Annotated in this window: 18 protein-coding genes; 3 read left to right on the forward strand and 15 right to left on the reverse strand. The window is 51.1% G+C overall.

What is annotated here, in order from left to right; genetic code table 11:
• Positions 1-796: 796 nt before the first annotated feature.
• From H8693_RS02130 to pyk, 15 genes are all read right to left on the reverse strand, one after another.
• Positions 797-994: a helix-turn-helix domain-containing protein gene (locus tag H8693_RS02130; RefSeq protein WP_249279599.1), complete on the reverse strand. Its 198-nt coding sequence runs from the start codon at positions 992-994 to the stop codon at positions 797-799.
• The gene (locus H8693_RS02135) at positions 987-1,409 is read right to left on the reverse strand and encodes a sigma-70 RNA polymerase sigma factor region 4 domain-containing protein (RefSeq protein WP_249279600.1); all 423 of its coding nucleotides are present in this window, start codon (positions 1,407-1,409) and stop codon (positions 987-989) included. Before H8693_RS02135 ends, H8693_RS02130 begins: the two co-directional genes overlap by 8 nt.
• Before the next feature lie 159 nt (positions 1,410-1,568).
• Complete coding sequence (locus tag H8693_RS02140) at positions 1,569-2,174, reverse strand: DUF3267 domain-containing protein (RefSeq protein ID WP_249279601.1); 606 nt, start codon at positions 2,172-2,174, stop codon at positions 1,569-1,571.
• A gap of 139 nt (positions 2,175-2,313) precedes the next feature.
• Positions 2,314-2,664 (reverse strand): hypothetical protein, encoded by a 351-nt coding sequence (locus H8693_RS02145; protein WP_249279602.1) that lies wholly within the window; start codon positions 2,662-2,664, stop codon positions 2,314-2,316.
• A 3-nt stretch (positions 2,665-2,667) separates the two neighbouring features.
• Complete coding sequence (locus H8693_RS02150) at positions 2,668-2,889, reverse strand: helix-turn-helix transcriptional regulator (protein WP_087248191.1); 222 nt, start codon at positions 2,887-2,889, stop codon at positions 2,668-2,670.
• 115 nt (positions 2,890-3,004) lie between these two features.
• Positions 3,005-3,370: a hypothetical protein gene (locus H8693_RS02155; RefSeq protein WP_283243720.1), complete on the reverse strand. Its 366-nt coding sequence runs from the start codon at positions 3,368-3,370 to the stop codon at positions 3,005-3,007.
• 209 nt (positions 3,371-3,579) lie between these two features.
• Positions 3,580-3,882 (reverse strand): DUF1292 domain-containing protein, encoded by a 303-nt coding sequence (locus tag H8693_RS02160; RefSeq protein WP_249279603.1) that lies wholly within the window; start codon positions 3,880-3,882, stop codon positions 3,580-3,582.
• A 24-nt stretch (positions 3,883-3,906) separates the two neighbouring features.
• Positions 3,907-4,326, reverse strand: coding sequence for a Holliday junction resolvase RuvX (ruvX, locus tag H8693_RS02165; protein ID WP_249280095.1), 420 nt, complete (start codon positions 4,324-4,326; stop codon positions 3,907-3,909).
• Positions 4,327-4,339: 13 nt separating this feature from the next.
• The gene (locus H8693_RS02170) at positions 4,340-4,597 is read right to left on the reverse strand and encodes an IreB family regulatory phosphoprotein (RefSeq protein WP_249279604.1); all 258 of its coding nucleotides are present in this window, start codon (positions 4,595-4,597) and stop codon (positions 4,340-4,342) included.
• A 217-nt stretch (positions 4,598-4,814) separates the two neighbouring features.
• Entirely contained in the window at positions 4,815-4,970 is a 156-nt protein-coding gene (locus H8693_RS02175) for a hypothetical protein (protein WP_249279605.1), read from the reverse strand.
• A 127-nt stretch (positions 4,971-5,097) separates the two neighbouring features.
• Entirely contained in the window at positions 5,098-6,234 is a 1,137-nt protein-coding gene (nifS, locus tag H8693_RS02180) for a cysteine desulfurase NifS (RefSeq protein WP_249279606.1), read from the reverse strand.
• A 142-nt stretch (positions 6,235-6,376) separates the two neighbouring features.
• Entirely contained in the window at positions 6,377-7,216 is an 840-nt protein-coding gene (pgeF, locus tag H8693_RS02185; protein ID WP_249279607.1) for a peptidoglycan editing factor PgeF, read from the reverse strand.
• Positions 7,217-7,675 carry a transcriptional regulator NrdR gene (gene nrdR, locus H8693_RS02190; RefSeq protein ID WP_249279608.1) on the reverse strand — a complete coding sequence of 153 codons (459 nt, stop codon included), beginning with the start codon at positions 7,673-7,675 and terminating at the stop codon, positions 7,217-7,219.
• Between the two features lie 77 nt (positions 7,676-7,752).
• Positions 7,753-8,001, reverse strand: coding sequence for a YlmC/YmxH family sporulation protein (locus tag H8693_RS02195; protein ID WP_249279609.1), 249 nt, complete (start codon positions 7,999-8,001; stop codon positions 7,753-7,755).
• 71 nt (positions 8,002-8,072) lie between these two features.
• Complete coding sequence (gene pyk, locus H8693_RS02200) at positions 8,073-9,827, reverse strand: pyruvate kinase (protein WP_249279610.1); 1,755 nt, start codon at positions 9,825-9,827, stop codon at positions 8,073-8,075.
• A 191-nt stretch (positions 9,828-10,018) separates the two neighbouring features.
• Here pyk and H8693_RS02205 point away from each other — a divergent pair, with 191 nt between their 5' ends.
• Genes H8693_RS02205 through pxpB form a run of 3 tightly spaced genes read left to right on the forward strand, consistent with a single transcriptional unit; the run spans position 10,019 to position 12,315 of the window.
• Positions 10,019-10,807: a putative hydro-lyase gene (locus tag H8693_RS02205; RefSeq protein WP_249279611.1), complete on the forward strand. Its 789-nt coding sequence runs from the start codon at positions 10,019-10,021 to the stop codon at positions 10,805-10,807.
• 13 nt (positions 10,808-10,820) lie between these two features.
• Positions 10,821-11,588: a LamB/YcsF family protein gene (locus H8693_RS02210; protein WP_178619748.1), complete on the forward strand. Its 768-nt coding sequence runs from the start codon at positions 10,821-10,823 to the stop codon at positions 11,586-11,588.
• Between the two features lie 7 nt (positions 11,589-11,595).
• Positions 11,596-12,315: a 5-oxoprolinase subunit PxpB gene (gene pxpB / locus H8693_RS02215; RefSeq protein ID WP_249279612.1), complete on the forward strand. Its 720-nt coding sequence runs from the start codon at positions 11,596-11,598 to the stop codon at positions 12,313-12,315.
• The last annotated feature ends 2 nt before the right edge of the window (positions 12,316-12,317 follow it).

Below are 12,317 nucleotides of genomic sequence, written 5' to 3' on the forward strand. Positions count from 1 at the left end.
GCTGAATTTTTTCGGATTTTGGGCGGAGAATTTTTCCCCTCACTCCTCCTATTGGGCAACTTTTTTCTACTTTGGGCGGAGAAATCTCTCTACCCCTTTCATTGCTGAACTTTTCGGGAAATAACAAAAATTTTTTTGCGTTTGGGGTAAAAAACTCTCTACTTCTCCCATTGGGCAACTTTTTGGAAAATAACAAAAACTGTTTTTAGTTTTTTCGCCCGCAAGGGCGCAAAGCAGGGTTTGGGGAAGGCACTCCCCAACAAGTTTCCCGCGAGGGGCAAAACCGCAGAATTGCGGATTTTGGCACCGTGGTAGAAACTTGCTCTAAGACTGCCGCAGACTGCCCCTGTCGGGTTTTTCCGTACATAGAACGGACAGAACAGGGCTTGCGGCCCGCTGTGGGCGGTCTTTTTTCCTTTCCGCTAAAGATACATTTCAAAGGCCGCCAGCTACCCGCTGGTCGTGGATTTTTCAAAATTTCTTTTGCTTCTGTAATCCGGGCAACAGGGTTTTGGCAACTGGCGGGGCAGAGAATTTTCCCTTTCACTCCCTACACCACCGCGTTTTGAAATTTGCCAAACAAAACGGCTTATTTTCTCTTTGCTTCTTACTACGGACAAAAATCAAAAATGCCAAACGCCGGGGCAGAAAAATTTCCCCTTCACTTACTACTACAATCCGAACAGGGCAAAATGGCCGGGAATGCAGCCGGACAACAAAAAAAGCAGCAAATCTTTTTCAGACTTACTGCTTTCACTGGCCGCGCCGGTGGGCGGCGGGTATTCAGTTGTAAAGTTTATCGGTCAAAACGAAATTTGAATAGCGCGGCAATTAGCTTCTGCTTCACATATTCCTCAACCTCGGCGTTGACCTGCCCGTGTACTTTGGAAAAGTAGCGGATATATCCGGCATAGTGGGAAAGAACGGTGTCGATTGCGTCCGGGTCGCCCTCATGGGCTTTGACGATTGTTTCATAGGAGAGAAGTTTACTCATAGTCTTTTCCCTCCATAAGCCGCCGTAGCCGCTGCAAGGCAAGCTGGATATGCCGCCCCGCTGTGCTGCGTGTCCGGCCGATATGTACGCCGATCACTCGCTGCGGCTGGCGCAGGAAATAGTAACGGAAGATTTCTTCCTGTGTCTGCTCCGGCAAAAGGGCAAGGGCGGCGGCAAGTTCCGCATGGTATAGAACGGCGGTCTGCCCGCAGGCAGTAAAAAAATATTCTTCAAACTGCTCCGGCTCGGCAAGCTGGACAAACTTCTCATTCATCAGATAGTCAAGGGAAACTTCCCGTTCCCACCTCCGGCGCAGCTTCAAAATTATATCTATGGCGGCGTGACGAATGACAACCTTGCAAAAGGCGTTAAAGGTGTACTGGATATGCACCTTGTAGGCTTCATCTTCGGTCATGGAAATTCCCCCTCTCTGATAATAGTGCGGGGCGGCAGCACTCCTTGCTGTCGCCCCTTGATTGCCTATCTGCAAAGGCGGGCGGGGCTGTCAACGGCGGCGCGGTACGCGCCGTTCATCTTGACCGTTGACTGGCTCGGCTGGCTTTGCTATTTAACATCATACATTACTTGACTTGTAAAACGCGATATAACCGGCTTCTGTTGGGTGGTCGGCAATTAAGCAGTTGCCTTCTCTTAATACATTAACGGCAATAAGCAAATCAGCTCCTGCGGCAATAAAATTAACCATTAGAGTAAGCAAAGACACTGTGCCAGGATATACGAAAACAAACAGTATGCTGCCTAATCCCAATATTACAAAAGGTGCCAAAACTCCAGTTAAGTACGATTTCTTTTTCAACGCCACCTTACAAGCACAACTTGGCATCATTGCGTTGATATTAAACCGAACCACCTTCCAGCCTTTACCGCTTGAAATTGCCCAACCGATACCATGCAACAACTCATGTATTACAACTGAGATAGCAATAATGGCTATAAACATAATGTAAAAAGAAAGTCCGCCGACTTCTGACAAATGCGCTCTTTCAATTAAGAGAAAGCGATACAATAAGCCCAAAGTTATTACGAACGGGAGTGCGTAAACAATTCCTAAAACCATTGCCTTTCCAGACGGAATTATGACATCTTTTTCTCTGAACCCATTTGCTTTTAGGTCAGCTTGCACCCTGTTAAAATCCTTGTTTTCTTTTTTTGATTTCATAATGACACCTCCTGCTTAAAGCGTTCACTTCCACGCATACAGTATATATTATTTCGTTCTATATGTCAAGTATTTCATACATCAAAGTGGAAATAAATAGCCGTCAAAGACGGCTACTTGTATTTGACAATGTGACGGATTACTCTCTGTGCCTTAAAATAAGTATTCCTACTATCTCAAAAATTACTGTTATGTTGAAAATGAGCTGAATAGAGTTTACAGCTAAAAATGCGTCCAGCACAAGAACCTCCCCACCAGATGATTGCTGAACAGCAATATACTGCATATACTGGCTGAATAGCGTAGCACAAATACCAAAACAGATCAATGCCACGATACTCGCTTTTCCAATAATTTTCCTGCCGCGTTCATCTCGGCTGCTCTTACAGAAGAACAGAAACAAAAGAGCTATAAACAGCAGAACACCAATAACCATATTAACAAAAGTTGCCTGTCGATTAGACAGCAAGGAATAGAAGAAATCCTCCATTTTCTATGCCCCCTTAAAATCAAATAAATCTTCAATCGTAACATCAAACACCCTCGCAATACTATATGCCAAGAGCATAGATGGGTTGTAACGGTTTCGTTCAAGCTGCATGATGGTCTGGCGGGACACACCGACTAAATCGGCAAGTTCCTGCTGCGTCATTCGCTTGGTTGCCCTGTACACATGGATTTTACTTTCAAAAGTGTACTTACTTTTTCCCGCCATCTGTTCACCGCCTTCCTCTAAGATTTATTTTTCAGTATAACATATTTCTTACTTTATGTCTAAGAAATTTTTTTGACGGAATAGGGCTGCTGTCTATCAAATTCTTTGTGTTACTTTATGGCACATGAGCATTGGTGTGGGCCAGCTCATCTACTAACACGGTATCCGGATGCCTCTGAATAATGGCCTGGGTATCCATCTCATGCAGCCGGATTCCGCAGTGGGTAATTTCAATCGTGGGGATCTGCGGCAGGTCTCCCAGCTGCTCGATTGTGTCCTTTCGGCTATGCGGCTCAAAATACCCGATCACCACATCGCGCCCCCGCTTCAGCATGCGGTTGGCGGAAGCAAGCATGGTGTATGTTTTCCCGACGCCCGGCGCATATCCCAGAAATACTTTCAGGCGCCCCCGGTCCTGGATCTTTTCTTCTTCCCGATATTTTCGCAGGGCTTCCTGCGGCGTCAGCCGTTCCTCTCTCATCTCGCACTCCCCTTGATACAGATCTTTTCATGCCATATTGTTTTTATAAACCTATCTTATGAGATGATTCATTAAGATTGTATATGCTTTTCTTTTGAAGTTCAAAAAAACGGTTAAGGCTTTCGTGAGCAAATCAAACTTTCCCCAAAATCCGCAAATAAAAACACACCCATCCTTTCGGAAAGGTGTGTTGGAATTCCTCTTCCTCTTTATTCGCCGTCCTCTTCCTCGTCCTCATCGTTATACAGCTCAAGGAATGCGTTCCAGGCGCCTTCCAGCTCCTCTTCGGTTTCCACCGGAAGGAAAATATCGTCGTCTCCATCCTCCTCCAAACGCATAATCAACACTTCGCCGTCCTCAAAGTCCTCCAGAGGTGTAACGGGCAACAGCGAAACATAGAAATTTTCGCCGTATTCAAAGGTCAAAAGATGTTCAAACTGCACCTTGTTGCCCTCATCATCCGTCAATTCCAGGATATTTTCATTCAAAACCTGATTTTCCTTCTCACTCATGGGATATTTCCTCTCTTTTTCTTTTTACTTTAATGAATCAAGATAGCCCTGCAAAATGGTCACAGCCGCCAGCTTGTCGATCACCTTCCGGCGCTTTTTCCGGCTGACATCCGCCTCCAACAGCGCCCGTTCCGCAAAAACCGTTGTCAGGCGCTCGTCGGAAAAAATAATTTCCGTTCCTGTCGCCTCTTCCACCAGGGCGGCAAATGCCCTCACCTTTTCTGCCTGCGGCCCAATCGTTCCGTTCATGTTTTTGGGAAGCCCGCAGACGATACTCTCTGCATTTTGCTGCAAAAATAGCTCTTTGATATGGGCAACGTCCTCGCTCTCGCTTTGGCGGGTATATGTCTCATATCCCTGGGCCGTAATACGCAGGGCATCCGAAAAGGCAATGCCGATCCGCTTATCGCCCACATCCAGCCCCATAATTTTTTTTGTATAAATCAATGGGAAACCTCTAATTCAGCGTTTCAATATAGCTGGATACAATTTCTTCCAAAAGCTCGTCCCGATCCAGCCGGGTCAGTAGCTTGCGGGCGCCGTTATGGCTTGTGATATATGTCGGATCGCCGGAAAGGATATACCCAACCAACTGGTTTTGGGGATCATATCCCTTTTCCCGCATGGCGTCGCAAACCAGCTTGATGATGCCGCGCGCGGGATTTTCCATTTCTTTGGATAAAACAAAGGTCGTCGTCTGATCTAGCTTCTTCATTCCAGTTCTCCTTCCTTATGCCACTTCCATTATATACTATATCCGGCGGTATTTCAATAAAACCGATCCAGTTATTTTCGGCAAATCTCAAAATAAACCGACGTTTTTCCCAGGTTTTACAAAGTGGTTACAACTTTTCTGCCACGCGGTTATATTCTGCCCTTTTAGCCATAAAAAACCGCCCTCCCCGGTCCGGCAGAAAGCGGCTTTTCGCATGTCAATGGCAAATTTTGTGAAGGGCGCAGTTCATGGTTCTTCTGCCCTTTCGGATTGCCCTTCTCACCTGCGGCTTCACATACGGCATGGCGATGACGGCCGCGGCGGCGCCGACCATGCTGCCTGCAACCAGCCCAAAGATAAGATTCCCTCGCATGGTGCAACACTCCTCTCTTTTTTTATTTTCAGTTTTATCCTGCACAGTTTTTGGAAAAATACACTATGCAAATTTTTCAAAAAAAACCGCCCCTTTCAGGGCGGTTTTGCGCTTTTTTATTAAATGACTATTTTTCCTTTTGCTCCGCGATTTTTTTTAACACATCCACTGTCCGGTCAAGCTCCTCCCGGGTTGTCTCCCGGCCCATGGTAAACCGGAGGGCACTTCGCGCCTCCCGCTCGGAAAGCCCCATGGCCAGAAGCACATGCGACGCTTCCACCGAGCCGGACGTACAGGCCGATCCGCTGGAGCAGGCGATTCCCTCCAGATCCAGATGAAAGAGCGCAGCCTCCGAGCGGACAGAGGGCAGCGAAATATTCACATTTCCCGGCAATCGGTCTTCCGCATGCCCGTTGAGCCGTGTCCCAGGAATCTCTTTTTGCAGGCGGGAAAGCATATGGGCGCTGAGCTTCCCGAGGCGGCGCGTTTCCTCCGGCATTTCCTGCATGGCCAGTGTAATCGCCTCCCCCATCCCAACAATCGAAGCTACATTTTCCGTCCCGGCTCGGCGCCGGCGCTCCTGGGCGCCGCCCTGCAAAAATTTCTCTATTGTGACCCCATTTCGGATATACAGCGCCCCCACTCCTTTGGGAGCATAGAATTTATGGCCGGAAAGCGAGAGCATATCGATTCCCATATTCTCCACGTCGATGGGCACATGTCCCACCGCCTGTACGGCGTCCACATGAAACAGTATGCCCTTTTCCCGGGCCAGCTCCCCGATTTCCCGAATGGGATTGATGGTTCCCACTTCATTGTTGGCGAACATCACGCTGATGAGAACGGTGTCCGGACGGATCGCACCCGCCACATCTCCGGCGCTGACCTGCCCGGAGGAATCCACATCCAGATATGTGACCTCCCATCCCAGCTTTTCCAGATATTTACACGAATCCAAAACGGCGTGATGCTCCACCTTTGTCGTAATAATATGTCTGCCCTTCTTTACATTTTCCAAAGCTGCGCCCCGAATGGCCCAATTATCGCTCTCGGTCCCGCACCCTGTAAAGAAAATCTCCCGGGCCGCCCGGGCCCCCAGCGCCGCGCGCACCTGCTCCCGCGCCCGATCCAGCGCCTTATGGGCGCTTCTCCCCAGGGCATAGACGCTGGAGGGATTTCCATATTCCTCTTTCAGATAGGGAAGCATGGCGTCAAAAACCTCATCCCGGATTTTTGTCGTCGCCGCATGATCCAGATAAATCATCGTTTCCTCCTTTCCCTTCTTGCCGCTGCCAACTGCCGCGGCCGCAAACTTGTATTTTTTTGCCTATGCGCCGCTTTTTCACCATAAAATCTGATAAAAAAAGGCTGCGCCAGGCAACCTGTTTTTCCTATTGCATTGTCCGCTACCGCTGGATCTGAATGAACGAGCCCATGGCGCCCGTTTGTCCGTGATCCCGGCGGTAGGAATAAAACAAGTCTGTATTACAATATGTGCACAGCCCGCTTAAGGTGACGTTTTCCGGCGGCACTCCATGGGCCTCCATCTGCAAAAGCAGAACGCTCCATAAATCGACATACATCCTGCCTTCCCGATGTTCCAGCACCAGCCCGCCGAATTTTTCCCGGAATTTCCCACCCACATCTTCCTGCACTTCAAAGCAGCAGGGGCCGATAGACGGGCCGATTCCGAAGAGAATCTCCTCCGGCCGGATTCCTTTTTCCTCCCGGAATTTCCGCACAATGGTGGCGATCACATCGCCGTATGTCCCCCGCCATCCGGCATGGCAGACGCCTGCTGCGCGCCCCTTTTTATCTGCAAAGAAGATGGGATTGCAGTCGGCATGAATGGTGACTGCCGTAACCCCCGGTTCGCTCACCGCCACACCATCGCAGAAGGGCAGCGTGTTTTCCCGCCAAATGCCCATTCCAAAATGCTCCTGCCCGGCAAAGGCGATGTTTGTCCCATGTTCATAGTGGCAGAGCACAAGGCTTTCCGGATCTATTTCCAGAGTTTTCGCGGCGATTTTAAAGTTTTCAAAAATATTTTTTTCGTCCTGCTCCCGTTTAAAGCTGAGATTCAGGCTGGAAAAACATCCTCGGCTGACTCCGCCGATGCGGGACATAAACCCATGGCGCAGAAATCCCAGTTCTTCAAAAGATGGAATGGTGAAATAAACGACGCCGTCCTTTGTGTTTTGGCGAAATCCCCGCCGGATCTTCGCCCGATAGGCCTGCAAATCCATCTATTTCTTCTCCGCCACCAGCTTTTTCAGCTCTTCCATAAAGGTGCTCACATCCTTGAATTCCCGGTATACCGAGGCGAAGCGGACATAGGCCACCTGGTCGACATCCTTCAGGGAATCCATCACCATGTCCCCGATTTTTTCCGCGGGAATTTCCGCTTCCACGCTGTTATATACCTGCCGCTCGATCTCCAGCGCCATATCCTCAATCTTATCTGTGGAGACATTGCGCTTTTCGCAGGCTTTCATAATTCCCCGCTTGATCTTGTTGATATCGAAATTTTCCCGGCTGCCATCCTTTTTAATCACCATCATGGGCATCTGCTCGGCCTTTTCATAGGTGGTAAACCGTCGGCCGCACTTCAGGCATTCCCGCCGCCGGCGCGTGGAAACCCCCTCGTCCAGGGGACGGGAATCGACAACCTTGCTTTCCGGATAGCCGCAGTAAATACATTTCATAACACAGGTCTCCCCTTCATTCGAGTATATGCCGATTATATCACATTCTGTTCCGGATTGCACGGTTTTTTTGCCCCTTATTCCCGCACGCAGGCGACGGGATCGACTTCCACCAGAATAATGTCCTCCCCGATTTTGCAGATGTTTTTCCAGGGGATGATGATATCCCGGTTTTTGAAGAACCCCATCAGCCCGCAGCGGTCGGGAACCACCAGCGCGCATATCTTCCCCGTGCATTCGTCGATCACAAGGTCGGATATGTAACCCAAAGAGCATCCCTCGATGACATTGACAACTTCTTTTTGACGCAGCTTGCAAAATCGCATAAAAAACCCTCCTTCGCCCATATGTTCATATATATGCGAAGGAGGGCCGAATTTCCATTTTTTCTTGCCGGTCAGGCCTCTTGTTCCCCGGCGCTGCTGACCGTTCCCTGAGCAGCGTCGATCCGGACAACCGTTCCGCTCTTTAAAACGCTGGCCGCGCAGGTCGCCCCGATAATCACCGGCACATCCAGGGCCATCCCCAGGATCGCCGCATGGGATTCGTCACCCTTTTCTTCCGCAATAATACCGGAAGCCCGGCGAATGATATCGATCATGCTGTTGGTCGTATAGGGAATGCAGAGGATGTCTCCATCCTTAAAATTCCTCCGGGCGTCGTTTTCCGTCTTGGCGACACAGAGGTTGCCGCAGGTGGAAAGCCCGTTGACTCCTTTTCCCCGCACGAGCACATCGCCCACAATATGCACCTTGATCATGTTGGTGGTTCCCGACATGCCGAGGGGAATTCCCGCCGTCATGACCACCAGATCCCCATTTTTCACCAATCCGGCCTTGCTCACCTCTTCAATGGCATGGGCAAACAACGCGTCGGTGCTGGTCTGTTCCTTGAGCTTCACCGGCGTCACACCCCAGGAGAGATTCAGCTGCCGCAGAACGGTATCATCCATGGCACATCCGATGATGGGAATGCTGGGACGGAATTTGGACACCATTTTTGCCGTCTGTCCGGATTTTGTGATGGTAATGATGGCTGCCGCGTTCAGGTCATAGGCCGTTGTGCAGGTTGCATGGGAAATTGCGCCGGTAACATCGTCATTTTCCCGCTCGTTTGCCATGAAAAACCGCTTTTTATAGTTGATATCCCGTTCTGTGCGCTCGGCGATCCGCGCCATTGTGCGCACCGCCTCCACGGGATATTTGCCGTTGGCTGTCTCGCCCGACAGCATGATGGCGCTGGTTCCGTCATAGATGGCGTTGGCCACATCCGTGCTCTCTGCCCGTGTGGGCCGGGGATTCGTAATCATGCTTTCCAGCATCTGCGTCGCCGTAATGACCTGCCGGCCCGCCACATAGCCTTGATGAATGAGTTTTTTCTGCAGCACCGGAACATCCTCCAGCGGGATTTCCACACCCATATCGCCCCGGGCCACCATAATGCCGCCGCAGCTGCGGATGATCTCGGCGCTGTTCTTCACGCCGTCTGCGCTTTCAATTTTCGCCACGACGCGGATGGATGTGTTATCGTGTTTATCCAGAACCTTTCGGATCTGCATCACATCGTCCGCACACCGGACAAAAGATGCGGCAATGATATCAAATCCGTTTTCGATGCCAAACACAATATCTTCTTCATCTTTCTTGCTTAAATAAGGCATGGAAAGGAACACACCGGGGATATTTACGCCCTTGCGGTCGGAAATCACGCCGCCGTTGATGACGCGGGTCAGAATATCTTCGGCCGTGGTGGAGAGAACCTTCAGCTCAATCAGGCCGTCGTCTAAAAGAATTTTATCCCCCTCTTTCACATCGGCCGGAAGACCCATATAGGTGATCGACGCCCGCTGGCTGTTTCCCATCACGTCCTCGGTCGTGAGCGTGAAAGTATCGCCTTCCTGCAGGATGGCTTTCCCGCCCTCAAATTTCTTAAGCCGCACTTCCGGCCCTTTGGTATCCAGAAGCGCCGCCACCGGAATTCCCAGCTCTTCGCGGACTTTTTTCAGCATGTTCAGCCGCCCCAGATGTTCTTCATAGTCTCCATGGGAAAAATTGAACCGGGCGACGTTCATCCCCGCCAGAATCATATCGCGGATAATATCTTCATTGTTACTGGCCGGCCCCAGTGTTGCAACAATTTTCGTCTTTCTCATATGTGTTTCCTCTCTTTAGTGAAAAGTATCCAAAATCTATCCCCATTATACTTATGTATTATATATCAAAATCGCGGAAACGGAAAGTTTTTTTTCTGCAAAGATTGTTTCTTCATGCTGCATTTTCTCGTCTTTTGCGTCTGGAAAAAATCCCCGTTTTATGCTATACTCTCCTTCGAGGTGTGAAAAATATGCAGAAATACTATCATTCAGCGCCATCCGTTCTCCGCTCCCAGTTCCGATCCGGGCAGCTCGTCCGCCCCACATCCGGCATGTGCGGCGGCTATGCCCAGGGAAACCTGGTGGTTTTGCCGCGGGAGCTTGCCTTTGACTTTTTGCTTTTTACCCAGCGCAACCCCAAACCCTGCCCGATTCTGGAGGTAAGCGACGCGGGTTCCCGGGAATTTGTCCAAACAGCACCGGGCAGTGACATTGCCCGGGATATTCCCCTATATCGCGTTTATGAAAATGGCGTCTGCACGGGAGAATATACCGACGTTTCCCCCTTTTGGCGGGACGATTTTGTGAGCTTTCTCATCGGATGCAGCTTTACCTTTGAATCCGCTCTTTTGGATGAGGGCATCGGCATCCGGCATATGGAAATGGGATGCAACGTCCCCATGTATATCACAAACATCCCCTGCCGGGCGGCAGGAGCTTTCTCGGGCCCCACGGTGGTCAGCATGCGCCCCATTCCGCATGAGCGGGTGGTCAAGGCCGTTACGGTTACCGGCCGCTATCCCAAGGTACACGGTGCGCCGCTCCACATCGGCAGCCCCGAAATGATCGGCATCCGCGACCTGGATCATCCGGATTTCGGCGATCCAGTGGAGATCCGGGAGGGTGAAATCCCGGTGTTCTGGGCCTGCGGCGTGACGCCGCAGGCGGTAGTCATGAACGTGAAGCCGCCCATCGTCATCACGCATGCCCCCGGCTATATGTTTATTACCGATGTGAAAAACTCCGAACTCTCGGATTAGAGGAGAATGATATATGTTAAAAGTCGATTTAAATTCGGATTTGGGCGAAAGCTTTGGAAATTATACCCTGGGGCTTGACGGCGAAGTGCTCGAATATGTCTCTTCCGCCAATATTGCCTGCGGCTGGCATGCGGGTGACCCGCTGGTGATGGACAAGACCATCGCCCTGGCCAAAGAACATGGCGTTGCCATCGGCGCGCACACGGGTTTTCCCGATCTTTTGGGCTTTGGGCGGCGCAATATGGCCATCACCCCCTATGAGGCCTATACATATACGAAATACCAGCTGGGAGCCTTTTATGGCTTTGCCAAAGCCCACGGCTTGTCAATTCAGCATATCAAGCCGCATGGCGCTTTTTATAATATGTGTGCCGTGGATATCGCCCTTTCCCGGGAAGTCTGCCGGGCGGTTCACGAATTTGATCCCCAGATCATCCTGCTGGGCCTGGCTGGAAGCCAGATGATTCAGGCCGCCCAGGAAGCCGGCATGCGGGCGGCCAGCGAATTTTTTGCCGACCGCGCCTATATGGACGACGGCACCCTGGCGCCCCGGCGCATGGATGGCAGCGTGATCCACGACCAGTCTATCGCCCTGGCCCGCATCGTCAAGATGATAAAAACCGGCATGGTGACCACCATCACCGGGAAGGATATCCCCCTTAAGTGCCAGTCCATCTGCGTCCATGGGGATAACAAAAACGCCGTGGCCTTTGTGAACCTCATCCGGCAGAAGCTGACCGAAGAGGGCATTGCCGTGGCTCCGCTGGAAGAAATCGTGTGAGGAAAAAATGTTGGAAAACTGTCAGATACGCTATCTCCATAGCTCAGACCGGGCTTTGAGCGTGGAATTCGGCAACGAGATCAGCGAGACAATTCATAACCAGATCCGCGCCTTCTGCCATCTTTTGAAGGAACGCCGGATTCCCGGCATCACGGAAATCGTCCCCACCTACTGTTCCGTGATGGTGCACTATGAACCGGATGTCATTTTCTATGACGCCCTGATCGCGGCTCTGGAAGAGCTGGTGCAGCAAACCCGGGACATCCGGCTGCCGGCGGGAGAAATCGTGGAGGTTCCTGTCTATTATGGCGGCGCCAGCGGCCCGGATCTTGCAACAGTAGCCGCGCATAACGGCCTGAGCGAAAGCGAGGTCATCCGTCTGCATGCAGCGCCCCGCTATCTTATCTATATGCTGGGCTTCACGCCCGGCTTTGCCTATATGGGCGGCATGGATGCGCGCATCGCCACACCGCGGCTCTCGGTGCCCCGGGTGAAGCTGCCGGCGGGGTCCGTTGGCATTGCGGGAAGCCAGACGGGCATCTATCCCCTGGAATCCCCCGGCGGATGGCAGATCATTGGCCAGACGCCTCTGGTCCTCTATGACGCGCACCGGGAGACCCCCATTCTTTTTGAGGCAGGACAGCGCATTCAGTTCGTCCCCATCTCCCGGGAGGAATATTGCCGGATCAAGGGCGAACCTCCCACGGATTTCGAATCCAAACCATAAGG

The organism is Guopingia tenuis, assembly GCF_014384805.1.
GTDB lineage: Bacteria > Bacillota > Clostridia > Christensenellales > Christensenellaceae > Guopingia > Guopingia tenuis.

Coding starts and splice junctions, on each gene's coding strand:
- nifS (WP_249279606.1), bottom strand. CDS start 6,234: ATGATTTATCTGGATCATGCGGCGACGACAAAAATCCGGGATGAGGTT.
- pgeF (WP_249279607.1), bottom strand. CDS start 7,216: ATGGATTTGCAGGCCTATCGGGCGAAGATCCGGCGGGGATTTCGCCAA.
- pyk (WP_249279610.1), bottom strand. CDS start 9,827: ATGAGAAAGACGAAAATTGTTGCAACACTGGGGCCGGCCAGTAACAAT.
- H8693_RS02155 (WP_283243720.1), bottom strand. CDS start 3,370: ATGAGAGAGGAACGGCTGACGCCGCAGGAAGCCCTGCGAAAATATCGG.
- H8693_RS02160 (WP_249279603.1), bottom strand. CDS start 3,882: ATGAGTGAGAAGGAAAATCAGGTTTTGAATGAAAATATCCTGGAATTG.
- H8693_RS02140 (WP_249279601.1), bottom strand. CDS start 2,174: ATGAAATCAAAAAAAGAAAACAAGGATTTTAACAGGGTGCAAGCTGAC.
- H8693_RS02195 (WP_249279609.1), bottom strand. CDS start 8,001: ATGCGATTTTGCAAGCTGCGTCAAAAAGAAGTTGTCAATGTCATCGAG.
- H8693_RS02130 (WP_249279599.1), bottom strand. CDS start 994: ATGAGTAAACTTCTCTCCTATGAAACAATCGTCAAAGCCCATGAGGGC.
- H8693_RS02145 (WP_249279602.1), bottom strand. CDS start 2,664: ATGGAGGATTTCTTCTATTCCTTGCTGTCTAATCGACAGGCAACTTTT.
- H8693_RS02170 (WP_249279604.1), bottom strand. CDS start 4,597: ATGAAGAAGCTAGATCAGACGACGACCTTTGTTTTATCCAAAGAAATG.
- H8693_RS02150 (WP_087248191.1), bottom strand. CDS start 2,889: ATGGCGGGAAAAAGTAAGTACACTTTTGAAAGTAAAATCCATGTGTAC.
- pxpB (WP_249279612.1), top strand. CDS start 11,596: ATGTTGGAAAACTGTCAGATACGCTATCTCCATAGCTCAGACCGGGCT.
- H8693_RS02210 (WP_178619748.1), top strand. CDS start 10,821: ATGTTAAAAGTCGATTTAAATTCGGATTTGGGCGAAAGCTTTGGAAAT.
- H8693_RS02205 (WP_249279611.1), top strand. CDS start 10,019: ATGCAGAAATACTATCATTCAGCGCCATCCGTTCTCCGCTCCCAGTTC.
- H8693_RS02135 (WP_249279600.1), bottom strand. CDS start 1,409: ATGACCGAAGATGAAGCCTACAAGGTGCATATCCAGTACACCTTTAAC.
- nrdR (WP_249279608.1), bottom strand. CDS start 7,675: ATGAAATGTATTTACTGCGGCTATCCGGAAAGCAAGGTTGTCGATTCC.
- H8693_RS02175 (WP_249279605.1), bottom strand. CDS start 4,970: ATGCGAGGGAATCTTATCTTTGGGCTGGTTGCAGGCAGCATGGTCGGC.